The organism is Arthrobacter sp. H41, assembly GCF_000520535.1.
Classification (GTDB): Bacteria; Actinomycetota; Actinomycetes; order Actinomycetales; family Micrococcaceae; genus Arthrobacter_D.
Map to the genome: position 1 here is coordinate 30,219 of NZ_KI914819.1, position 23,593 is coordinate 53,811.

Genomic DNA, 23,593 nt, shown 5'->3' on the forward strand with positions numbered 1-23,593 from the left:
CATGAGAGTCCTTTCGGGCGCGCGATATGTTCGACGACGCGGCCGATCCAGTCGATCAGCAGTGCGAGGAGCGCCACCAGCACGGCTCCGGCAATGAGCACGCGCGGCAGGTTGAGGTTGACGCCGGTGGTGATGAGGATTCCGAGCCCGCCGCCGTTGATGAAGGTGGCAAGCGCCGCGGTCCCGACCAGGAGCACGAGCGCCGTGCGGATACCGGCGAGCATGATGGGCACCGCGAGCGGGAGCTCGACCCGCAGCAGCACCGACAGCGAGCTCATCCCCATTCCGCGGCCCGCTTCGACGAGGCGCTCGTCCACCTGGGTGATGCCCACCATGGTGTTGCGGAGGACGGGCAGCAGGGCATAGAGCACCAGTGCGGTGACGGCTGCGAGGAAGCCGAACCCCAGCCAGAAGGCCAGCAGCACCACGAGGCCGATGGCCGGTGCGGCCTGGCCGATATTGGCCAACGCCAGCACGGGGCCGGTGAGCGGACGGAACGGCTTGCGGGTGAGGAGTATCCCGAGCGGCACGGCGATCAGCAGCACGATTCCGGCGGACACCGCAGTGAGCGCAAGATGCTCGCGGGTGTATCCCAGGATCGAATCGGGGCTGAGGGTGGTCCTTTCGGTGTCGGTCAGGTCCGCGTTCAGCAGCCAGAAGAGCAACACGAGCCCTGCCACGACGATCCCCGCGAGCTGGAACAGCAGCGGTTTCCAGGACAACCTGGCTGCTTCGGCCTCGACCGAGGCGTTCCGGGCTGCCGGTGCGGCGGTCCCTGGGATCACCTCGGCGTCACTCATCGGCCTGCCGCCCGTCCGTGCCGGCGTCGGGCAGGTCGATGGTTCCCGTGTTCACTCCGACGGGCCGCTCGCTGGAGTGGGCGCTCCGGGCGTTCTGGTGTGCCCGACCGATCGCATCCATGATCGTGTCGACGTCGATCACTCCGAGGAACACATCGCGTCGTCCGGTGACCAGGGCAGCACCGACGCTGGAGACCAGCATGGTGTCCAGCGCATCGTTGAGGGTTGCCCGGTCCCCCACGAGGGGGAGTTTGGCGTCGCGGTCGCCGCTGATGGTGTCGATCCTGCCGAGCTGCCGCCGGGACAGCCACTGGATGGCGCGTCCCCGCGAATCGACGATCACCGCGTGGTCATGCTGCGCCTCATCGAGTCGGGACAGGACGTCGCTCGCGAGCTGACCCTCTTCAGCGGTGACCGCCGAGGCGAGTTCCACTTCGTTGACGCGCGTCAGGGTGAGCTGCTTGAGCCCTGCTCCTGCACCGATGAAGTTCTCGACGAACTCGTTGGCGGGTTCGGCGAGGATCCGTTCCGGGGTGTCGTACTGCACGAGCTGCGCCCCCTCGGTGAAGATCGCGATCCAGTCGCCCAGCTTCACGGCCTCGTCGAAGTCATGTGTGACGCACACGATGGTTTTCTGCAGCTCGTTCTGGATGTTGATGAGCTCGTCCTGCAACCGGAGCCGCGTGATCGGGTCCACTGCGCCGAACGGCTCATCCATGAGCAGCACGGGAGGGTCCGCGGCGAGTGCGCGTGCAACGCCCACCCGCTGCTGCTGGCCCCCGGAAAGCTCCTTGGGGTACCGGTCGCGGTAGAGGTCCGGATCGAGGGACACCAGTTCGAGGAGCTCATCGACACGTGCCGCGATGCGTTCCTTGGTCCAGCCGAGCATCTTGGGAACGATGCTGATGTTGGTCGCGACCGTCATGTGGGGAAACAGACCGCCGGCCTGGATGACATAGCCGATACGCCGTCGGAGGGCGTCACCGTCCATCTTGGTGACGTCGTCGCCGTCGAGCACGATGCGTCCCTCGGTCGGTTCGATCAGCCGGTTGATCATCTTCAGGGTAGTGGTCTTGCCGCAGCCGGAAGGGCCCACGAGCATCACGATCTTTCCTGCCGGGATCTCCATGGTGAGGCCGTCCACTGCGGCCTTGCGCTGTCCGGCGTACCGCTTGGTGACGGTGTCGAGCAGGATGCCGGCACCGGTGATGCCCCCGTTTCCGGGATTGGCCGGATCCGGTGAGCCCGGCGTTTCAGTTGATGGAATGGTGTCAGACACGGATACCTCGCGGGATAGTGAGCCGGCCGAGGCCGACGAGGAGCAGATCAAGGACAAGGGCAAGGATGATGACCGCGACGATGCCGGTCACCACCGATTCGAAGGAGTTTGCGCCGCCGAGCCTGGACAGCCCGGAAAAGATGAAGCCGCCGAGTCCGGGGCCGAGGACATAGGCGGTGATGGCGGCGATTCCCATGACCATCTGCGCCGATACGCGGATCCCGGCCAGGATGACGGGCCATGCCATGGGTAGTTCGACCCGCGTCAGTGTCCGGAACCGTCCCATACCGATACCGCGCGCGGCCTCGATCACCGAGCGGTCGATGCCGGTGAGACCGACGACGGCGTTGCGGAGGATCGGCAGGACGGCGAAGAACACCACCACGATCACCGCCGGCACCACGCCGAATCCGAAGGGAGCGATCAGGAGCCCCACCAGGGCGAACGCCGGGATGGTCAGGCCTATTGCCGACACACTGTTGGCGGCCGAGGTCAGGGCACTGCTGCGATAGACGAGGGCGGCCGTGACGACGGCAAGGATGGTGGCGAGGATGAGGCACTGCACCACGAGGGAGAAATGTTGCCAGCTCGAGAACAGGATCTGGTTGAACCTGTCCCCTACGAAATCAAACACATTCATACCCTCTTCACATCGGTTACGTAGCCCGTGGACGCTGCAGGCCGACTTCCGAGGGCCCGCGGCAAAACACGGACCTCCACCATAAGCCTGCTGATGTTGCGGAATGGTCACGAACCGGCAACGGTTGGCCGCACGCCGTTGTCCAGTGCGCATGGCCCATCGGATGCGCAGCGATTACGGGAAGCGGTGGGCAAAGAGGTAAGTCCTGCGCCCTGGATGGGGGCTGCCAGCGCAGGACTGGCGGTGCCGCGCGTGCCCCCGTAGGCTTTCGGAGCGAACACCCCCAGCTGCCCCCTCGAAGACTAAGGACCGATCATGGGTATCCGACTCAGCCACATCCCGCTCCGGCTCACCACCGGAGCCTTCATCCTCAACTCCGGGCTCGGCAAGCGAGGCTTGGACAAGGACAGCGCAGCAGGCATACAGGGCATGGCATCGACGGCGTTCCCGCAGGTCACGCAGCTTGAGCCCGAGAAGTTCGGCAAGATCATCTCGATGGTCGAGATCGGTCTGGGAGCCGCACTCCTGACACCGTTCGTCCCGAGCCGCCTCGCGGGACTCGCCCTCACTGCGTTCTCCTCCGGGATGATGGCCATGTACTTCAAGATGCCGGGCATGACCGAGGAGGACGGTGTCCGGCCCACGCAGGACGGCACGGCCATCGCCAAGGACATCTGGATGCTCGGCATCGGGCTCGGCCTGCTGCTGGACCGGAAGAACTAGCATCCGCCCGCCCTGCACCCGGGTAGGCGGGCGCAGGGCGGGCATCGGTCTTCCCGCGCTGACTCGGCGTGGCTTTTCGGCCCCCATCTACGGCACAATCAACGCATGTGCGGACGATTCGTTATAGCCGGCTCGAAAGCCGATCTCCTCGCCGCTTTCGACATCGATGAAGCACCCGACGACGACATCCGGGCCTCCTGGAACGTGGCACCCACGGATGCGGTCTCCTTGGTGGTCGAGCACCTCGACCCGGAGACCGGCGAACTGACCCGTCGGCTGGAAACGGCACGCTGGGGCCTTGTGCCGTCCTGGGCCAAGTCGCCGGCCGTCGGGGCCCGCATGATCAACGCCCGCAGCGAGACCGTTCTCGAGAAGCCGTCCTTCCGCTCCGCGGCATTGAGGCACCGGGGCCTGGTGCCGGCCAACGGCTACTACGAGTGGCGGAAGAACCCGGACGGCTCGAAGACTCCCGTCTACCTTTCTGCCGAGCCGGAGTCGGCGCACCTCGCATTCGCCGGACTCTATGAGTTCTGGAAGGACCCGGTCGCCCCCTCCGACGGGGACTCTTCCTGGTTGATGACGTGCACCATCATCACGCGTCCGGCAATCGATGCGCTCGGCTCCATCCACGACCGCACCCCGGTAATTGTTCCCCCGAACCTTTTCGGGGAGTGGCTCGACCCCAAGAATGCCTCGAAGCCGAAGGTTAAGCACCTGCTGGACAGCATCCCGGACCCCACGCTGGTACCGCGCCTCGTGGGAAGGCGGGTGGGTTCCGTCCGGAACAACGGCCCCGACCTGATCGAGCCTCTCGAGCCAGTCGAAGGCATAGCGACCACCGGCAACAAGGGCTGATCTTGTTTTCCTTGCACGCCACCCCTCGGCCTGCTTTGCTTTTGCAGAGGATTCCATCGAGGGGAGAACCATGTTTCGGCAGGACGTTGCGAGCGGCATCCACAGCATCGAGCAGGCAAACACCAACTGCTATCTGGTGGAGGACGACGCCGGGCTGACCCTCGTCGACGCAGGACTGCCGCGAGCGCGCTCCGAGATCTTCAGCGCTCTCGGCACGCTCGGGAAGAGCATCCTCGACGTCCGCGCGGTAGTCCTGACGCACGGACACTTCGACCACGTGGGCACCGCGGAGTATTTCCGGCAGCGCCACGGCATTCCGGTCTTCGGCCACCCCGACGATGCGTACATCGCCGCCCACCCGTACCGCTACCAGCGGGAGAGAACCCCGTTCCTCTACCCGCTGCGCTATCCACGGGCCATCCCCGGGCTCGCCCGGATGACGGCCGCCGGTGCGCTCACCGTTCGGGGCGTGAAGGAACTGGAGCCCCTCACGGCCGAGGCGGCGGCCTCGCTTCCCGGCCGCGCGGTCCTCGTTCCCACCCCCGGCCACACCAGGGGCCATTGCGCACTGTACTTCCCGGACCGCGATGCGCTGATCAGCGGCGATGCACTGGTCACCCTGGACCCCTACACCGGACGCTCCGGTCCGCAGATCATCGCCAGCGCCGCGACCGCCGACACGCCCGCTGCCCTGCGCTCGCTCCAGGCACTCGAGGAAACGTCGGCGCGGACCGTGCTTCCCGGCCATGGGAACGTGTGGACGCAGGGGGTCGGCGCCGCCGTCGCTGCGGCCCGGGCAGTGGGGGGACACTGACGCCGTCAAGGGGGCGCTAGGCTCGTCTCATGCAGATTCCGAACCGCCAGCAGGCCCTGGGACTAGCACGCACCACGGTGAAGCGTGCCGCACTGACGCTGTTCGCCGCGCAGGCGCTGGTGATCGGTGGCCTCGTCGGGATCGACTACTTCGAGAAGCGCGTGCGGACCAGACGCGACGGTTTCCCGCAGCCGGGAACGTTCGAGAACACCATCTCCGACAGTTCCACCACGGTGTACACGTTCGGCGAGGACCTCTACAACGCCATGATCGACGCGATCGATAAGGCAGAACACCAGGTGATGCTCGAAACCTACATCTGGAAGGGCGACGAGACCGGCGCACGGTTCCGTGACGCGGTGAACCGCGCCGCGGAGCGGGGCGTGGACGTCTACGTGATCTACGACGGGTTCGCCAACCTCGTCGTCAACCCGTTCTTCTACAGGTTCCATCCCCTCGTGCAGGTCTACCGGTTCCCCGTCATACGCCCGTCGATCCTCTTCACCAATATCCGGGGCACCGGGTTCGACCACCGGAAGCTCCTCATCATCGATGACACCGTCGGGTTCGTGGGCGGCTACAACATCGGGACCCTGTATGCGACCAAGTGGCGCGACACCCACCTGGCCGTCCGGGGTCCGTCGGTGTGGGAGCTGCGCGAGGCGTTCGTGGGCCTCTGGAACCTGCGCGCCCATCCGGCGCGGCCGGAGCTCCCCGACATCAGCGCCGACTTCTGGGAACCGCGCATCCGCGCAGTGAACAACATCCCTGCCCACCTCGTGTTCCCGATCCGCGGCGTGTACCTCGACGCCATCAACCGCGCCAAGCACCACATCTACATCACCACGGCGTACTTCATCCCGGATCAGCAGATCCTCGGCGCGCTCCTTCGGGCGAGCCGGCGGGGGGTCGACGTGCGCGTCCTCCTGCCCGAGGATTCCAACCACGTGGTGTCGGACTGGCTGTCCCGGGGTTTCTACTCCGCGCTGCTGAACGCGAAGGTACGCGTGCTGCTGTACCAGAACTCCATGATCCATGCGAAGACCGCGACCATCGACGGCGAATGGTCAACCGTGGGCACGGCGAACATCGACCGGCTGAGCCTGACCGGGAACTACGAGATCAACCTCGAGATCTTCGACCGGAACCTCGCGGAGACCATGGAGCGCATCTTCGAGACCGACAGCTCCAACACCCGCACCCTGACACTCGAGGAGTGGAACAGCCGCCACCTGGTGGCACGGGTCAGCGAGGCCATCCTGGCGCCGCTGCGGCCTTTCCTCTAGACAGCTCGCCTTCGCTCGGCGTCAGCCCGTGCCCTGTAGCCCGTCCGTCTCCTGGTCCTCGCCGCTGGGCTCCTCCCCTCCTGCGAAGCGGTCCCGATAACCGGTCCGCGACCGGTTCACATGGCGGGCCATGAGCCGCTCGGCCTCGGCGGCGTCGCCGGCGTCGATCGCAGTCAGATCCTCGGCGCGCTCCTTCGGGCGAGCCGGCGGGGGGTCGACGTGCGCGTCCTCCTGCCCGAGGATTCCAACCACGTGGTGTCGGACTGGCTGTCCCGGGGTTTCTACTCCGCGCTGCTGAACGCGAAGGTACGCGTGCTGCTGTACCAGAACTCCATGATCCATGCGAAGACCGCGACCATCGACGGCGAATGGTCAACCGTGGGCACGGCGAACATCGACCGGCTGAGCCTGACCGGGAACTACGAGATCAACCTCGAGATCTTCGACCGGAACCTCGCGGAGACCATGGAGCGCATCTTCGAGACCGACAGCTCCAACACCCGCACCCTGACACTCGAGGAGTGGAACAGCCGCCACCTGGTGGCACGGGTCAGCGAGGCCATCCTGGCGCCGCTGCGGCCTTTCCTCTAGACAGCTCGCCTTCGCTCGGCGTCAGCCCGTGCCCTGTAGCCCGTCCGTCTCCTGGTCCTCGCCGCTGGGCTCCTCCCCTCCTGCGAAGCGGTCCCGATAACCGGTCCGCGACCGGTTCACATGGCGGGCCATGAGCCGCTCGGCCTCGGCGGCGTCGCCGGCGTCGATCGCAGTCAGGACAAGCCGGTGTTCCGACCAGGATTGCTTGCCCCGATTGTCCACGTCAGTGGCGTAGAGCCACTCGATCTTGCCGGAGATCTGGCGGAGCAGCGCCATCAGTGACGCACTCCCGCTGAGCTCCGCGACGCCGAGATGGAAGCGGATGTTCAGCTCGGGCAGCGGCTGCAGGTCCTCCCCCGCCACCACCGTGTCGCCCTCATCGAGAAGCTGGGCGAGGTCCTTCCGCACCCTCCTCCACTCGACGCCCTGCTCGTCCTCGGTGAACTGGCGGGAGGAACGACGCGCGGCGCGGCGGGCCAGCGCCGCCTCGAGCGCTTCACGGACGAGGAACAGATCATCGGCCTCATCGGCAGGGATGTCGCTCACCGTGGATCCGGCATAGGGCTTCGACTCGACGAACCCCTCTGCCTCGAGGGCGCGCAGGGCTTCCCGCACCGGCACCCTGGACACCGAGTACTTCCGGGCAAGCGCAGCCTCCGTCACCCGTGTCCCCGGAAGCAGTCCGCCGAAGATGATGTCCCTGCGGATCTCATCCTTGACGCGGTGCGAGGCGGCCGGGAGCTCGTCCGGGCGTGACCTACCGTCCGGCCGCATAACCCTGCGCTCCCCGGGGATTCGCGGCAGCGGTGAGGAGCCCGGATGAGGGCTCCCTGGTCACGGAGGACAGCCGCCCGAGCGACCAGTCCCCCGAACGTGTCACCACGTGCCCGCGGCGGACGAGTTCCTCGATGACGTCCTCGCCCAACCGGTCCTCGACCACCGCTCCGGCCGGTTCCCAGGTCCGGGGGAAGAACGAGCCGGGAATCGACGTCGTATGGAGCGAAGGCGCGTCGATGGCCTCCTGGGGCGTGTAGCCGCCCACCAGGGTGCGCAGCAGGTACAGTAGCTGCCACTGGTCCTGCTGGTCACCGCCGGGGGATCCGACGGCCACCACGGCCCGGCCGTCCTTGAGGACGAGGGTGGGGGTCAGCGTGGTACGGGGCCGCTTGCCGGGGCGGAGGGTGGAGGGTGCGCCGTCCTCGAGCCACGTCATCTGCAGGCGGGATCCGAGGCAGAACCCGAGTTCGGGAACAGCGGGCGAGGATTGCAGCCAGCCACCGCTCGGGGTTGCCGAGACCATGTTGCCCCACCGGTCGACGACGTCGATGTGGCACGTGTCCCCACGGGTCTCCCCGTTCTTGGCGACAGTGGGCTCCCCTACGCCTGCGAACCCGGCGCCGCCGGCGAGCGCGGGCGGCGTGTACTCGAGGCGGAGCGGCGGGATGAAGGGCTCCCGTCCCGGGACGGTCCCCGGACGGAACTCGGAGGAGGCGGAATCGGTGATCAGTGCACGGCGCTCGGCGGCGTATCCGGGTGACAGCAGGTAGTCCATCGGGACGTCGGCGTCGCCGTAGTAGGCCTCGCGGTCCGCGATGGCCAGTTTCTGCGCCTCGAGGATGGTGTGCGCGCCAAGCGCCGTCGAGGGATCGAGGTGTTCGTCGTCGAACCCGTCGAGGATCGCAAGGGTCTGCAGCAGCGCCGGCCCCTGGCCCCACGGGCCGGTCTTGGCGATGGTGTATCCGCGGAACTCGAGCGTGGTGGCTGCCTCATAGCCGGCTTCGAAACCCGCGAAATCCTCGAGCGACAGCACCCCGGCGTGGTCGGTTCCGGAGGAGTGGCGGTGGGGCGTCTGGAGAAAGGCGACGGCGGCCTGCGCCACCCGCCCCGTGCGCCATTCGAGTCGCGCGGCATCGATGCGGGCCTCCCGGGTGGTTGCGTCCTTGCCGGCGTCGACGAGCGAGTCCAGCACTCCGGCGTAGGCCTCGTTGCGGATCAGCTCGTTCTCGCGCGGCGGCCGGCCCTCGGGCATCCACAGCGCGGCCGAGGTGGGCCAGTGCTCGGTGAACAGTTCGGCGACGGCGGCGATGGTGGATCCCACCCGTCCGAGCACCGGATGCCCTTCACAGGCATAGTCGATGGCGAAGGCGAGCACCTCGCCCAGTTCCCACGTACCGTGGTCGCGCAGCAGGACCAGCCAGGCGTCGACGGCGGCGGGAACGGCTGCGGCGAGCGCTCCCGCACCCGGGACGAGTTCGAGCCCCTCCGCGAGGTAGTGCTCCCGTGTTGCCCCGGCCGGGGCCGGCCCCTGGCCCATGAGGATCACGGGCTCCCCCGGGTTCTCCGCCGTGGCGAAGACTCCCGTCATGTCGCCTCCCGGCCCATTCAGGTGGGGCTCCACAACATGCAGGACGAACGCACCGGCCACGGCGGCGTCGAAGGCATTCCCGCCGCGCTCCAGCACGGCCTGGGACGACGCCGTTGCAAGCCAGTGCGTCGAGGCGCTCATGCCGAACGTGCCCTGGAGGGTAGGACGGGTAGTGAAGGGTGCCGGGGGCGTGTACGTCATGGGAACCACTTTCGCAGAAGAAGCCGTGTCACGATTGAATACAATCGCACGTCCAACACTAGGCTTTGTATACGATGCATTCAATACTGTTATCAAAGGAAACCACTGTGACGAGGTCATCCGTTCCTACCGACCGCCTGCATCTATGGCTCATGCTAGCGCTGACCTTTTCCACCGGCGTGGTCGACGCCGTGGGCTTCCTCGGGCTGGACCGTGTCTTCACCGGCAATATGACCGGCAACGTGGTGCTGCTCGGCATGGGCTTTGCAGGCGCTGCCGACCTCCCCATCCTGCGGCCCGCCCTCGCCCTCGTGTTCTTCATGGTGGGGGCGGCACTGGCCGGGCGGGTGTTACGGCGTGCGCCGGTCGGATGGACCGGACGCACCACTATCACGCTCCTCGCCGTCTCACTCATCGCCGCCGCCCTTGCCGTCTACGTGCTATTCGTCGACGTCACCGCCGAGGAGGTGCTGGGAAGCATCACGACGTCGGGCCTCGCACTGATCATGGGCGTGCAGGCCGCTGCGGCTAAGCGGCTCAAGGTTGCGGAGATCACCACGGTCGTGGTCACGTCGACCATCACCGGCCTGGCGTCGGAGTCACGGCTCGCCGGTGGAAAGAGTCCGTTCTGGGCGCGCCGGGCCGCGGCTATTGCGCTCATCCTCGCGGGGGCCTTCGTGGGAGCGGCCTCCCTGAACGTCGGCCTGTGGCTGGGCATCGCACTGTCAGCCCTGCTGTCATCCCTCGTCACGATCGTCGGCCATACGCGCCACCGGAAGGAGAAGAAGGCACTTCGGACCTCCACTGCGGATCCGGTATCCGCACCCTGATTCCGCGCACTACGGTTGGGGGATGGAGCATGGAGCCGCAACCTTCGACTACCACCGTCTTTACCGCTCGTGGAGCGGCTACCGGTGGTGGAAGCCCCTGCTGACCGGCCTCCTCGGCCTTGCGTTCTACATCTTCCTGATCGTCCTACTCTTCCTCGCCGGGATCATCGTCGTGCTGCAGGGCGACGAAGGGCTGGCCTCTTATGGCGACCGGCTGGCAACCGTCGACCTCTCCGATCCTCTGGTCTTCGCGTTCTCGATGGTCCTGATCATCCTGATGATCCCGGCGCTCGCCCTGGCGGCGCTCATCACCGGTCCGCGTCCGATCGGGCTGTTGTCGTCGGTGCACGCGCGCATCCGCTGGGGTTGGCTGGGCCGCTGCCTCGTAGCCGCCGTCGCCGTGTACGCGCTCAGTTTTGGGATTTCCTTCCTCCTTCCACCGGCTTTTTCGGGAGGGACGGCGGGCTCCGGCCTCTCCGTCGATGACCGCACCGCGCTGCTGGTGGGGATGACCCTGCTCCTGGTGCCGTTCCAGGCGGCGGCCGAGGAGTATGTCTTCCGCGGCTACCTGGCGCAGACGATCGGCAGTTGGCTTCGACACCCGGCCTTCGCGATCCTCATCCCGGTGCCGTTCTTCGTGCTGGGGCATGGCTACGACCCGCTGGGCCAGGCCGATGTGGCGTTCTTCGCCGTCTTCGCCGGCTGGATCACCTGGCGAACCGGCGGGCTGGAGGCGGCCATTGCGGCGCACGCCGTCAACAACTGCCTCATCTTCCTGCTCGGTGCGTATGGGCTGGTGGACGTCAATTCCCAGGAGGGCTCGGCGACTGCACTGGTTCTTTCAGTCGCGACTCTGGCGGCCTTTGCCGCGGTGGTGCTGCGGTTGTCCGCAGGTCTGGAGCGGGTAAGGACAACAGCTCCGGCACCGATGAAACCGCCCGCACCCCCTGCACCGCTGCCCGCAGGGCACCTCCCCTAGTCCTCCACCACGGATCAACGGGCACCGTCCGTTCGGAGCTGATCCCCCTCCAGCGGCCGCAGGGCACCTCCCCTAGTCCGCCACCGAAATGCCGAGGCTCTCCGCGAGGTAGGGAGCGAGCAGGCTCAGCTGGTACTCGTCGATCGTGACGCCCCGCAGGCCTTCCATTCCGTTGATGGCACGGAAGTCACTGGTGCGGAGGTCGACGTCGCGCAGGCGGCTGTCGGACAGGGTCAGGGTGTCGATCCGGCAGCGAACGAAGGCGATTCTGCTGCCGGTGACGCCGGTCAGATCCAGCTCGCCGATGATGCAGTCGGACACCACAACGTCGCTGAGCTTCGAGCTGCGGAAATTGACGAAGTCCAGCTTCCCGCCGTCGATGCGCACCGATTCGAACACACCGTCATAGAGTTCCGCGGATCCCCACCGTGTGCCATCGAGGACCACGTCGCGCCAGGCGCTGCGGGAGGCCCGGAAGACCGGCGCGAACAGCTCGGTGAAGGTGCACTCACGGAACCGTGCGCCGCGAAGTTCGGCGTTGTTCATGGACACCGCCTCCAGGGAGCATTCAAGGAACGTAACGCCGGTGAGGTCGCGGTCGTCGAGGTTCGCCCGCACGTACTGCTCGCCTTCGCAGGTGTCGCCGCTTCGCAGCGCCCCGGCATCACCCGGCGTGAGGTTCGCCGGTTCCACCCTCTCGAGCCTGGGGGCATTGATCTTCCTGCGCGCCATGGGATCATCTTCTCCGGAGTCGGTCTGCCTTCTGCAAGGCCTGCACGGCGTGGAAACGCACGGCGGTCCGCAAGTCTAGCCGAGTACGACGGCGGCATCGCCACCCCCGGTTGATATGCTCGGGAACCTGTCCGTCCGGGCAGCCCCACCGGGTGCCCCGGCGCCCCGCAACCGAAGGCACCGCGATGTCCACGACACCCCGCCAGGACCACCAGGAGGAAACGTCCCTGCTCAGGGTCCTCGGCAATTGGGACGCACTGGCCCTGGGATTCGGCGCCATGATCGGGTTCGGATGGGTGGTCCTCACGGGAGGCTGGATCACGAGCGCCGGCACCCTGGGCGCGGTCCTCGCGATGCTGACCGGCGGTGTGATCATGGGCGTCGTCGGGCTCACCTACGCCGAGTTGACGGCCGCCATGCCGAAGGCCGGCGGCGAGCACAACTTCCTGCTGCGCGGCATGGGACCGCGGTGGTCCTTCATCGGATCCTGGGCCATCACCGGCGGCTATGTGACGATCGTGGCCTTCGAGGCCGTCGCCCTCCCGCGCACCGCCGAATACCTCTTCCCCGACCTCAGTCAGATCCCCCTGTGGACGGTGGGTGAGGACCAGGTGCACCTCACCTGGGCGCTCGTGGGTGCGGTCGCCGCCGTCGTCATCACCGGCATCAACATCCGTGGCGTCAAGGCCGCAAGCGCGGCACAGACCTTCGTCGTCGTCTTCCTCCTGCTCATCGGGCTGCTCCTGGTCCTCGGCTCGTTCACCGGAGGCTCGGCGGCGAACATGGAACCGTTCTTCACCGGCGGACTGAGCGGCTACTTCGCCGTACTCGTGGTGGTGCCGTTCCTGTTCGTCGGTTTCGACGTCATCCCGCAGTCGGCCGAGGAAGTGAACATCCCGGCCCGCCAGATAGGGCGGCTCGTGGTGGTTGCCGTGGTGCTCGCGACCATCTGGTACGTCATGACCATCCTCACGACGTCGTCCTCCATGCCCGCCGGCGGCTTCACCGAGGACGGCATCGCCACCGCGGACGCCATGGGAGCGCTCTTCGGTTCGGACATCATGGCCAAGGTGCTCATCGCGGGCGGTATCGCGGGCATCCTGACCTCCTGGAACTCGCTCCTGCTCGGCGCCTCACGCCTCATGTACTCGATGGCACGCTCGGGCATGCTCCCCCGCTGGTTCGGCGTGCTGCACCCCCGGTTCCGCACCCCGGTCAACGCCTTGCTCTTCATTGGGGCGCTGTCTTTCATCGCACCGTTCTTCGGAACGCAGATGCTGGGCTGGCTCGTCGACTCCGGAGCACCGAGCATCGTCCTCGCCTACATCCTCGTGGCCCTCGTGTTCGTGATCCTCCGCCGCCGCGAACCCGGCATGGAACGGCCCCTGCGGATAGGCGGTGCCGGCAACGGCGGCACCGTGATCGGGTGGGCAGCCGTCGTCCTCTGTGTTGCACTGCTCAGCCTGTACCTGCCGTTCATGCCCGCCGCCCTCACTCCCCCGCCGTGGATCCTCTTCGGCCTGTGGTGGGTGCTGGGATTGTTCTTCCTCTTCCGCATCCCCACCGGCATTGCTCCGGGTGCTGATGCCGAGGAGCAGTTGCTCGCAACGCTGGCGAGAAAACGGGGCTAGCACCCGAACGCCCGGAAAGGGGCAGCGGCGCGCATCCCCTAGGGTGGAAAACATGGAATCCCCGATCGAAAGCTACCTGAAACGCATTCACGAGGAGATTTCCGAGCTGAGGGACGGCAAGCCCTACAGCACCATCCCGGCCATGGCCAACGTGAACCCCGACAACTTCGGCATCTGCCTCACCACGGTGGACGGGTACATCTACGAGATCGGCGACACCCGCGAAGAGTTCAGCATCCAGTCCATCTCGAAGCCGTTCACCTACGGCCTGGCGCTCTCGGACCTCGGGATGGACGCCGTGGACGCCAAGGTGGACGTCGAGCCGTCGGGGGATTCCTTCAATGAGATGTCCCTTGCCCCGGGCACCGGGCGGCCCTCGAACGCGATGATCAACGCGGGCGCCCTCACTGCGACGTCGCTCGTCCAGAGTTCCCGCGGCAACACCAGGTTCAAGCGCATCCTCAACACCTACTCCGAGTTCGCCGGCCGCCAGTTGAGCGTCAACCAGGAGATCTTCACCTCCGAGCTTGAACACGGGCACCGCAACCGCGCGCTCGCCTACCTCCTGCGCTCGTTCAACATCATCGAGGACGATCCCACGCCCGTGATCGAGGACTACTTCCGCCAGTGCTCGGTGCTGGTGAACTGCCTCGACCTCTCCGTCATGGCGGCGACCCTCGCCAATGCCGGGCGCAATCCGCTCACCGGCAAGCAGGTGATGGACATCCTGCCCGTCGAGCGGCTGCTCTCCGTGATGACGACGTGCGGCATGTACGACGACGCCGGCTGGTGGATCAGCACCGTCGGAATGCCGGCGAAGAGCGGCGTGGGCGGCGGAACGATCGCCGTCCTTCCCGGCCAGGTGGGCCTTGCCGTCTACTCCCCGCCCCTCGACGAGCATGGCAGCAGTGTGCGCGGGATGGCCACGAGCCAGCGGCTGTCCCAGGACATGGAGCTGCACTTCGTCCGTGCCGCGCGTGCGGGAAAGTCCGCCATCCGCTCCACCTACGACATCTCCGCCGCCCCCTCCGGCATCCGCCGCACGGACGAGGCCATGGACATCCTGCGGGAACATGGACACCGGGCGATGGTCATCGAACTCAACGGCGACCTCCTGTTCGCGGGCACCGAGTCGATGGTGCGCGAACTCAGCGGCCTCGACGACGACGTCCGCCTCGTCATCCTCGACCTCCGGCGCGTGGACGAAGTGGCCGATGTGTCGATGCGCCTGCTCGCGGAAGTGCGGGAGAACCTGGTCCGTGAGGGCCGCGAACTGGTCCTGATCGATGGTGAGGGCACCCTCGCCGAGACCTTCAAGGACGTGGACCGGGACGTGCCGACCTTCGATTCCCGCACGGCCGCGGTGGAATGGTGCGAGAACGAACTGATCACCGAGTTCGGCGATGAACTGTGTCTGCCGTCGGAGGTGGAGGTGAGCCAGTGCCCCGCGTTGTCGCCGCTCAGCGACAGCGAGGTGGAGCAGTTGGCGGAGCGCATGGAGGACCGCGTGTACGACGACGGCCACGTGGTGCGCCGGGTCGGGCAGCGTTTCGGCGGGGTGTATTTCATCCTGTCCGGCAAGATCGTCACCTCGGTGCCCGGCCCCTCCGGGGGACGGCTGAAGCTGACCACGCTGAGCGCGGGAATGACCTTCGGGGAACTGGCCCTCGGAAGCGACGACCGCCAGGAGACCACGGTGAAGGCGCTTGGCAAGGTGAGGCTCAAGGTGCTGACCGCCGACGCCATCAACGATATCGAGGACGAGGACCCGCGCCTCGCCGTCGAGCTGTGGAAGGCGCTGACCCGCGACGCGTACACCCGCGTGGATCTGTACCTCCGGGAGACAGCAGTGAGGATCCGGGACTAGACAGTGTCTTATCCCGTCGGCTCATTTCGCCCGACAACAAACAGGAGCAGGGCCGGGCAGCTCGCAAGGACAGGGGATGGGAACATGACGGTTCTGATTGCAGGGTGCGGTGACCTCGGCACCGAGGCCGGGTTGCGATTCGCCGCGGCTGGGCACCGCGTGGTGGGGTGGCGCCGTTCGCCGGGCAGGCTACCGCACCAGATCGAGGGTGTTGAAGCCGACCTCACCGGGTCGCTTCCCACCATTCCACAGGACACCACGGTGGTGGTGATCGCAACCGCTGCGGGAGAGCGCACGGAGGCCGCGTACCGTGCCGCCTACGTCGATGGCACGGCGAACGTGCTGGACGCACTCGAGCGTGACGGCGGAGAGCCCGTCCGGATTCTTTTCGTCTCCTCGACCGCTGTTTATGGGGATGCAGGCGGGGGCAGCGTCAGCGAGGACACTCCGGCCGAACCGGCCTCACCCACGGGAAGGATGGTGCGGGAGGCGGAGCAGCTGCTGCTCGCGCGGTCCCCGGCCGGCTTGGTCCTGAGACTTTCGGGCATCTACGGGCCTGGCCGCACCCGGCTGATCGACCAGGTCACCAGCGGGACGGCGGTCCGGCCGGCGGAACCGCAGTGGAGCAACCGCATCCACCGCGACGATGCCGCGGCAGCGATCGTACATCTGGCCTCGCTGGACGGGCCGGTGGCGCCCATCTACCTCGGCAGCGACCTACTGCCCGTGGACCTCGGAGAAGTGCTGCTGTTCCTTGCGCAGGAACTCGGCCTGCCGGAACCACCGATGGGTCGGACCAGCACGACGCGCGGCGGGGACAAGCGCTGCGACAGCACCCTGCTGCGCTCCACCGGCTTCGACTTCGCCTTTCCTACATATCGCGAGGGGTACCGGTCGGTGTTGGCGGGCCGCAGCGTGCGGCACGGCTAGCGTGCGGCACGGCTAGCGAAGCGGCACGGCTAGCGAAGCGGCACGGCTAGCGAAGCGGCATCATGGGGAAACACGGCTCCGTGAACCGAGGCGCATTAGCCGCACCAGCGACCATCCGAAGATGCCGATCACCAGGAGGTTCCGGAGGGTGAGGACGGCGGCGATGGCGGGGCTCAGGTCATAGCGGAGCGCGTCGTAGAAAATGGGGTAGACAAGCGTGGTCAGGCCTGCCGTGACAAGCATCGCGACGACGGGAAATTTCCAGTCCGCTCCTGCGTCGAGCACCAGGCCCGCCGCGATCACTGCGGCGATCCACAGCATGAACTGGGGTGAGCCCACCTTGTTGAAGACCACGAGCGTGGTGACAAGGGCGAGGGAACCGGTGGCGAGGACCCTTTCCGGCGGAGCGCCGCGGCGGAGCGCGAAGGCCACGAGCGCTGCGGTCAGCACCAGGGCAACGGCCAGGAGCGGACTCATCAATGCTGCCACCTGGGCGCTCAGGGCGCCCCGCACCTCCATGGTGTTGATCTCTTCGTCCTCGAAGATCACAGCACCCGAGCTGCCGGTGATCGCCTGCCACACGCCGGGCGTGCTGAGCGGAGCCTCGAGCTGCATCCCGCGGGCGCCCTGCGCGCCGAGGAAGCTCGTGAGGTTCCGGAGGTCGCCGAAGAACACCACCACGGCGGCGACGCCGGCCGACAACGCCGCTCCGGCGAGCACGATCCGAACCCGGCTCCGCAGGGCCACGACGGCAGCGAGGACCACGGCGGCGGGCCACACCTTCACCCAGGTCGCCGCGCTGAGGATGAGCGACGCTGCCACCGGTCTGGTTCCGAGGAGCAGGATGCCTCCGATCACCAGCGGGGCGGTGAGCCCGTCCAGCCGCCCGACGGCCACCGGGCCCAACAGGGCCGTCGCGGCCAGCCACCAGTAGGCCGCCGTGAAACGATGCTCCGAGCGGGTGCGGACGAGCGCCGCCACACCAACGGCATTGAGCACGCCGAAAAGAAGGAACCAGGCGAGCTGGTAGAGCTGCGGGCCGAATACGGTGGCGAGGAGCATCGGCACCAGTGCGCCCACGGGGTAGACCCAGGCCGTGTCGATGCCCTGCCACACGCCGTCGTTCAATGCCTGGTACGCCCACTCCCGGTACAACCGGATGTCGCTGAGCACTCCCCCGCTGGTGATGAACGGAAGGAGCCGTGCGAGGAAGCCGACGTGGATGACTGCAAAGAAGATCCAGACCGTGGAGGCACGGTTCCGGATCTCCGGTTCGGGCAGACGGGTGGCCACGAATCGCTCCTGCTGTTGGTGGGTGACGGCAGCGCTCAGTCTTTCAGGTCGGGTCCTCCAGCGCGAACGGCACGTACCCGAGAGCCTTGTCCACCACGCCGGCGAGCGGTTCACCGGCGTGCCAGGCCAGGAAATTCCTCTCGAACTGGGCTGCGAGGTCGGCGACCCACGAGTCGGCGTCGCTCGCCATGTGCGGCGAGATCAATACCTGCCGCATGCCCCAGAGCGGGCTGTCGACGGGGAGCGGCTCGGTGCTGAAGGTGTCCAGCACGGCTCCCGCGATTCCGCCGCGCTTCAGCTCGTGGACGAGGGCCTCCTCCTCGACCAGCCGTCCCCGGCCCACATTGATGAGCACGCTCGACGGTTTCATCGCCCCGAGTACCCGGGCGTTGACCATCCCGTCGGTGGCGGGGGTCAGTGGAGCAACGAGCACCACGTAGTCGAAGCGTCCGACGACGGCGGCGAGATCGCCGCTGGCGTGGACCGTGCCGAAATCCGGGTCACCGGCACGCGCCACGCGGCCCACGCCTTCGACATCGGCTCCAACTGCGCGGAGGAGCCGGGCAGTGCTCCGGCCGATGCTGCCGGTACCGACGACCAGGACGGCGGCACCGCCGATATTGCGGACGGTCCGCCTGCCCCAGACGCGCTGCGCCTGGTGGTCGCGCGTCCCGCCCAGATCCTTGGCCGAGAACAGCAGGGCGGCGAGCACGTACTCCGCCATGGTCCGGTCGAAGACTCCGTGCGCATTGGTCACTGTGATGTCAGCGGTCACGAGCTCGGGGAAGAGGAGCTTGTCCACCCCTGCCGCGGCCACGTGGATCCACGTGAGTGAGTCCGCCGCATGCCAGGCATCGGGAAGCGCTCCGGAGAAGAAGTCCCACAGGTACAGCACGTCCGAGCCGGGAAGGGCCGAGGCGAGTCCGTCGGCGTCGGTCTCGCGGATTTCGGCGAGGGCTGCCACCCGGTCGAGGCCCTCCACCGGCCGGTTCCCCACCAGGACGGTCACCACCGGCCTTCGAGGACTGCTCATCCCGGTCCGCTCCATCGGGCGTCGCTCATACGGTTTCCACTCCTTCCGGTTCCACTCATACGGTTTCCACTCCTTCCGGTTCCACTCATTCGGGCAGGGGCTCCGGCGCCAGGTTCTCGTGGGGCAGCTGGGGCCGCCGCTCCAGGGACATGTCCCTCAGGTAGCGCAGCACCACGATCCCCACCGCCGTGGCAGGCACGGCGAGGAAAGCCCCGACGATGCCGAAGAGGGTTCCACCTGCCGTTACCGAAGCGAGGATCACCGTGGGGTGGATTTCGAGGGTCTTGCCGACCAGCAGCGGCTGGATGAAGTTGCTCTCGAGTTGTTGAACCACCACGACGATCACCAGGACGATCAGCGCCGTCACCCAGCCGTGGGCGAGGAAGGCGATGACTGTCGCCAGGAGCCCGGAGGCGATGGCGCCGACCACCGGGATGAAAGCCGCGAAGAAGATGAGGACGGCCAGCGGGATGGCCAGCGGGATGTCGAGCACCACGAGGCCGATTCCGATGAAGATCGCATCCACGAGCGCCACCGCGGCCTGCGCCATGATGTAGGAGGACAGCGCCTGCCAGGACCGCTCGGCCACGCGGGCGGCGTGCCCGAAGGCATCCGAGGTGGTCCACTGACTGGTCCAGGGCAGGAAACGGTCGCCGTCCTTGAGGCAGAAAAATGTGAAGACGAGGGTGAGGAGGAGCACGATCGTGCCCGAGGTGAGCGTACCGAGCCCCGTGGTGATACCGCTGACGATGTCTCCCGTGTGAACGCGCGCCTGCTCGAGGACGGCGTCGAACACGGTGTTGAGGTCGGCATCCACGAGATTGAACGGCGGACCGGTGATGAATCCGGTGAGGTCGGCAAGGTTCTCCCGCGCCAGCGCGGTGAGCTCCCGCACCCCGGAAGCGATGGTGGGGACGGTGAGCGCCCCGATCCCGCCGACGACGGCGAGAAAGGCCAGGAGCGTTCCGAGTGCGGCGAGCGCCCTCGGCAGCGCCTTCCGGACCATCCGGTTGAGGGGCCAGAGCACCGAGGCGAGCAGCAGTGCGAAAAGTGCTGGAAGCACTATCGACCACAGCGCACGGATCACGAGCCACAGGATCACCAGCCCGGCGAGGACCACGATGCCGCGTGCTGTCCACGCGGCGGCACTGGTCAGTCCGGAGGCGAATGCGTGCCGCCGGAACCGCCGGGCAGCCGTGGCACCGTGCGGCGAGGGCAACTCGGTGCCGGGGAGTCCCTCGGGCGCGCGGTGGCCGTCGTCGTTCATCTGATGGGTCGTCACCGATTCATCCTGCCCTAGATGGCACGGTGTGCACAGTCAGGGCGCCGTGCCGCCCGCGAGCAGATCTGCCGCCGCCGTGTCCTCGCGGATCCGGTGCACGAACCAATCCACCAGCAGACGCCCCGCTCCCGGGTGCATGGCGCGCGCGTCGTGCTGCTGGGCGTGCCACCGCTCGACGTCGGCGGGCGGATTCATCCGCGAGAGGAAGGCGGTGAGCGGACAATCCGCCACCGTGCGCGGATGGGGTGAGCCGAGGCGGGCGAACTGCCAGTGATAGGCCAGGGCACCGAGGTGGGTGCGGAAGGAGTGCGCTCGAAGCGGATACCCGAAGTGTGCGACCCAGGCGGCGGCGTCCGCCGCGGGCATCGGCCTGCTGAAGTAGTAACCCTGCCCGAGCGTGGCGCCGAGGATCGCGGCGGCTTCCGTCACGCCCTCGTCCTCTAGGCCTTCGACGACGACGGTCATCCGGAAGTCCCTGCCCATCTGGATCAGCGTCGCGATGAGGCTCAGGGTTTCCGGGGGCTTGTGCCGGATCCCTGCCAACAGGTCGCGGTCCAGCTTGATCGCCTTGAAGGGCAGGGACGAAAGCCTTTTGAGGCTGCTGTAACCGGCCCCGAGGTCATCCATCGAAACGCCCACACCCAGCCCGGTGAGCTCCTGCAGCGCATGCCGCTGGCACTCCCATTCGAGTGTCTCGGACTCGAGCAACTCCAGGCCGAGCCGCGAGGGGACGATGCCGTGGCGGTCGAGCGCCTGCTCGACCTGCACGGCAAGGCCCGGTTCGAGCAGCGTTGCCGGTGGCAGGTTGACCGAGATGTCGAGGGAGAGCCCCTGCAGATCCCAGGCCGCCAGCTGGGCGAGCGCCTTCTCCAGAATCGCGGTGAAGAGGTGGTCGACGTCAGAGGGACCGAGATGCGCCAGGAATTCGTCGGGACACGTGAGGCGGCCGTCCGGGAGCCGCAGGCGTGCCAGTGCTTCGACCAGTCGAACGGAACCATCGCGGAGATCGATCACCGGCTGCACATGCATCTCGAGGCGGTCATCCAGGAGTGCCAACCGGTACTCGTCCAACGGCACCACCGAGTCCCTGAGGCTCTTCTTCAGCGGCTCGTGCAGCAGCGAATCCACGACGGCGCCTCCAGCCGCAGGGACGTCCCCTGCCATCTCCCACCAGAGGTCCCGCTTCCGCTTGCGGGTCTTCACGTCGTACAGCGCCTCATCGGCACTTTTCAGCAGTGATGACGCATCCAGGCCATCCTCGGGGAAGAGTGCGACGCCCAGGCTCATCCCGATTCGAACACTTTCCCCGTTGACGAGGAATGGAGATTCCACCGCCTCGTGGAGTCGCTCCAGGATCCGCGGAAGGTCGACGTGCGCGGTTTCCCGCACCACATCCTTGAGGATGAGAACGAACTCGTCACCGCCCATCCGGCCCAGGAAGTCCTCGTCCCGCAGGCGCCCCTGGAGCCGGGCCGCCCACTCCTTGAGCAGGGCATCCCCCGTTTCGTGGCCATGCGTGTTGTTCACGGCCCGGAAATCGTCGAGGTCGATGACGCCGACCGCCGAGGTCACCTCGGGATGGGCGCCGGCATGAAAAAGCTCATCGAACCGGTTACCCATGGCGATCCGATTGGGCAGCCCGGTCACCTGGTCGTGAAGGGCCTGGAACCGCAACTGCTCGAGCAGCGCCATCCGCGTATTGATGTCCCGCTGGACGCTGACGAAGTGCGTGAGAACGCCGTTCCCCGAGCGCAGCGGGGTGATCCGCAGGGCATTCCAGAAGGCCGAGCCGTCCTTGCGGTAGTTCAGGATCTCGCCGCTGAAATCCTCGCCCGCCACCAGCGCCCGGCGGATGGCCGCCGTGGTTTCAGGATTGGTCCCGGGACCCTGCAGCATCCGGCAGTTCCTGCCCAGTGCCTCGTCGCGGCCGTACCCGGTGATGGTGATGAACGAATCGGCGACATGGAGGATGTTCTGCTGGGCGTCGGTGATGAGGGAGATTTCCGACGTGGCAGCCATGGCCTGCATGAGCAGGTCGTTCGGCAATGCGGCATCCGCGAAGCGCGGTGCTGAGCGCAGCTCGATGGCGGAATCCCCTTCGAATACACCGGGCCGCCGGGGGAAGTCCCCCGCAGGCAGCCACGGATCTAACTGGAATGCTAGCCGTTAATCGCGCGGCCGGATCGTCAATGCTCCGGTCGCACGGAATTCGCCGCGGAGGTGGCAAACTTCCATGGCACAGTAGGTAGGAATAGCGCACGGGACCCAGTTTGGAAGGACGAACCATGAGTATCTCCACCGATGTGCCGGTAGCGAACGGCCCCAGCCAGGAGGACCTTGCCGACGGACGCCGGGCCTACGAACTGGACCGGCAGCACGTGTTCCACTCCTGGTCGGCGCAGGAGCTCATCCACCCGATGACCATCACCAAGGCGGAGGGCTCGTGGGTGTGGGACATCGACGGCAACCGGCTGCTCGATTTCTCCTCGCAGCTCGTCTTCACGAATATCGGCCACCAGCACCCCGCTGTGGTGGCCGCCATCCAGCAGCAGGCCGCGAAGCTCTGCACCATAGCGCCGCAGCATGTGAACGATGCCCGCTCGGAGGCGGCCCGCCTGATCTCGGAACTGACGCCGTCGGGCATGGACAAGGTGTTCTTCACCAATGGGGGAACCGAGGCGGTGGAACATGCCATCCGCATGGCCCGCCTGCACACCGGGCGTTACAAGGTGCTGTCCGCGCACCGCTCCTACCACGGTGGCACGCACCTCTCGGTGAACCTCACGGGCGACCCCCGGCGCATCGCGAACGACTACGGCGATGCCGGCGTGGTCCACTTCTTCCCGCCCTACCTGTACCGCTCCTACTTCCATTCGACGACGCCGGAGGAGGAGACCGCGCGCGCCCTGGAGCACCTCGAACAGGTGATCCTGCTGGAGGGCGCCACCAAGTTCGCGGCGATCATCCTCGAATCCGTGCCGGGGACGGCCGGCATCATGCTCCCACCTCCCGGGTACCTCGAAGGCGTCCGGGAGCTCGCCACGAAGTACGGGATTATGTTCGTGGCCGATGAGGTCATGGCGGGTTTCGGCCGGACCGGCGAGTGGTTCGCCTTCAACCACTTTCATGTGGTTCCCGACCTCATCGCCTTCGCGAAGGGCGTCACGTCGGGTTACGTGCCGCTGGGAGGGGTGGCGATCTCCAACGAGATCGCCGCCACCTTCGCCAAGCGCGTGTATCCCGGTGGCCTGACGTACTCGGGCCACCCGCTGGCCACCGCCACCGCAGTGGCCACCATTCGCGTCATGCGGGAGGAGGGAATGGTCGAGCACGCAGCGAGGCTCGGCCGCGAGGTCTTCGGCCCGGGCCTGGCGGAGCTTGCCGCAAAGCATCCCTCGGTGGGTGAAGTACGGGGCCTGGGCGCTTTCTGGGCCGTCGAACTCGTCCGGAACCACGCCACGC

At 67.1% G+C, this 23,593-nt stretch carries 21 protein-coding genes; 11 read left to right on the plus strand and 10 right to left on the minus strand.

The features are described from left to right. From Y705_RS19915 to Y705_RS0113105, 3 genes are all read right to left on the minus strand, one after another. Positions 1–800, minus strand: an 800-nt coding sequence (locus Y705_RS19915; protein WP_081738050.1) for an ABC transporter permease, incomplete at its 3' end; no start/stop codon positions are given. Then, positions 793–2,010 (minus strand): ABC transporter ATP-binding protein, encoded by a 1,218-nt coding sequence (locus Y705_RS19920; protein WP_253908626.1) that lies wholly within the window; start codon positions 2,008–2,010, stop codon positions 793–795. The genes Y705_RS19920 and Y705_RS19915, both read right to left, overlap by 8 nt. A 61-nt stretch (positions 2,011–2,071) precedes the next feature. After that, a complete protein-coding gene (locus Y705_RS0113105; RefSeq protein WP_026533182.1) occupies positions 2,072–2,713 on the minus strand; it encodes an ABC transporter permease in 642 nt (213 codons plus the stop codon). 321 nt (positions 2,714–3,034) lie between these two features. Between Y705_RS0113105 and Y705_RS0113110 the strand changes: the two genes are divergently transcribed. From Y705_RS0113110 to Y705_RS0113135, 5 genes are all read left to right on the plus strand, one after another. Then, positions 3,035–3,442 carry a hypothetical protein gene (locus tag Y705_RS0113110; protein WP_216698797.1) on the plus strand — a complete coding sequence of 136 codons (408 nt, stop codon included), beginning with the start codon at positions 3,035–3,037 and terminating at the stop codon, positions 3,440–3,442. Positions 3,443–3,547: 105 nt separating this feature from the next. Continuing rightward, the gene (locus tag Y705_RS19925; RefSeq protein WP_049822741.1) at positions 3,548–4,297 is read left to right on the plus strand and encodes an SOS response-associated peptidase; all 750 of its coding nucleotides are present in this window, start codon (positions 3,548–3,550) and stop codon (positions 4,295–4,297) included. A 70-nt stretch (positions 4,298–4,367) separates the two neighbouring features. Further along, on the plus strand, positions 4,368–5,111 hold the full coding sequence (locus Y705_RS0113120; RefSeq protein ID WP_026533184.1) for an MBL fold metallo-hydrolase: 744 nt from the start codon (positions 4,368–4,370) through the stop codon (positions 5,109–5,111). A 29-nt stretch (positions 5,112–5,140) separates the two neighbouring features. Next, positions 5,141–6,397 (plus strand): phospholipase D-like domain-containing protein, encoded by a 1,257-nt coding sequence (locus Y705_RS0113125; protein ID WP_049822742.1) that lies wholly within the window; start codon positions 5,141–5,143, stop codon positions 6,395–6,397. Between the two features lie 120 nt (positions 6,398–6,517). After that, a complete protein-coding gene (locus Y705_RS0113135) occupies positions 6,518–6,988 on the plus strand; it encodes a phospholipase D-like domain-containing protein (RefSeq protein WP_081738052.1) in 471 nt (156 codons plus the stop codon). 21 nt (positions 6,989–7,009) lie between these two features. Here Y705_RS0113135 and Y705_RS19930 read toward each other — a convergent pair whose 3' ends face one another. Together Y705_RS19930 and Y705_RS0113145 are read right to left on the minus strand one after the other, a co-directional pair. Then, a complete protein-coding gene (locus Y705_RS19930) occupies positions 7,010–7,762 on the minus strand; it encodes a GntR family transcriptional regulator (protein ID WP_049822743.1) in 753 nt (250 codons plus the stop codon). After that, positions 7,746–9,554 carry a gamma-glutamyltransferase family protein gene (locus Y705_RS0113145; protein WP_026533188.1) on the minus strand — a complete coding sequence of 603 codons (1,809 nt, stop codon included), beginning with the start codon at positions 9,552–9,554 and terminating at the stop codon, positions 7,746–7,748. Before Y705_RS0113145 ends, Y705_RS19930 begins: the two co-directional genes overlap by 17 nt. A gap of 107 nt (positions 9,555–9,661) precedes the next feature. Between Y705_RS0113145 and Y705_RS19935 the strand changes: the two genes are divergently transcribed. Next, entirely contained in the window at positions 9,662–10,384 is a 723-nt protein-coding gene (locus tag Y705_RS19935; RefSeq protein ID WP_081738053.1) for a YoaK family protein, read from the plus strand. 22 nt (positions 10,385–10,406) lie between these two features. Then, positions 10,407–11,363, plus strand: a complete 957-nt coding sequence (locus tag Y705_RS19940) for a CPBP family intramembrane glutamic endopeptidase (protein ID WP_049822745.1) — start codon at positions 10,407–10,409, stop codon at positions 11,361–11,363. Positions 11,364–11,435: 72 nt separating this feature from the next. Here Y705_RS19940 and Y705_RS0113160 read toward each other — a convergent pair whose 3' ends face one another. Beyond that, positions 11,436–12,095 carry a pentapeptide repeat-containing protein gene (locus Y705_RS0113160; protein WP_026533189.1) on the minus strand — a complete coding sequence of 220 codons (660 nt, stop codon included), beginning with the start codon at positions 12,093–12,095 and terminating at the stop codon, positions 11,436–11,438. A gap of 185 nt (positions 12,096–12,280) precedes the next feature. On the opposite strand from Y705_RS0113160, the gene Y705_RS0113165 reads away from it, so the two are divergent. From Y705_RS0113165 to Y705_RS0113175, 3 genes are all read left to right on the plus strand, one after another. Further along, the gene (locus Y705_RS0113165) at positions 12,281–13,726 is read left to right on the plus strand and encodes an APC family permease (protein ID WP_026533190.1); all 1,446 of its coding nucleotides are present in this window, start codon (positions 12,281–12,283) and stop codon (positions 13,724–13,726) included. A gap of 52 nt (positions 13,727–13,778) precedes the next feature. Then, positions 13,779–15,593, plus strand: a complete 1,815-nt coding sequence (glsA, locus tag Y705_RS0113170; protein WP_026533191.1) for a glutaminase A — start codon at positions 13,779–13,781, stop codon at positions 15,591–15,593. An 84-nt stretch (positions 15,594–15,677) separates the two neighbouring features. After that, positions 15,678–16,523, plus strand: coding sequence for an SDR family oxidoreductase (locus Y705_RS0113175; protein WP_026533192.1), 846 nt, complete (start codon positions 15,678–15,680; stop codon positions 16,521–16,523). Between the two features lie 60 nt (positions 16,524–16,583). Here the strand turns inward: Y705_RS0113175 and Y705_RS0113180 are convergent, their stop codons facing one another. The 4 genes from Y705_RS0113180 to Y705_RS0113195 form a co-directional block, all read right to left on the minus strand. Continuing rightward, positions 16,584–17,816 (minus strand): glycosyltransferase 87 family protein, encoded by a 1,233-nt coding sequence (locus Y705_RS0113180; RefSeq protein ID WP_049822746.1) that lies wholly within the window; start codon positions 17,814–17,816, stop codon positions 16,584–16,586. A 43-nt stretch (positions 17,817–17,859) separates the two neighbouring features. Further along, a complete protein-coding gene (locus Y705_RS0113185; protein WP_026533194.1) occupies positions 17,860–18,849 on the minus strand; it encodes a D-2-hydroxyacid dehydrogenase in 990 nt (329 codons plus the stop codon). Between the two features lie 85 nt (positions 18,850–18,934). After that, complete coding sequence (locus tag Y705_RS19945) at positions 18,935–20,131, minus strand: AI-2E family transporter (RefSeq protein WP_081738054.1); 1,197 nt, start codon at positions 20,129–20,131, stop codon at positions 18,935–18,937. 36 nt (positions 20,132–20,167) lie between these two features. Next, positions 20,168–22,177, minus strand: a complete 2,010-nt coding sequence (locus Y705_RS0113195; protein ID WP_026533195.1) for a putative bifunctional diguanylate cyclase/phosphodiesterase — start codon at positions 22,175–22,177, stop codon at positions 20,168–20,170. A gap of 239 nt (positions 22,178–22,416) precedes the next feature. Between Y705_RS0113195 and Y705_RS19950 the strand changes: the two genes are divergently transcribed. Further along, positions 22,417–23,593: aspartate aminotransferase family protein (locus Y705_RS19950; protein WP_081738055.1), on the plus strand; the 1,177-nt coding region annotated here is incomplete at its 3' end.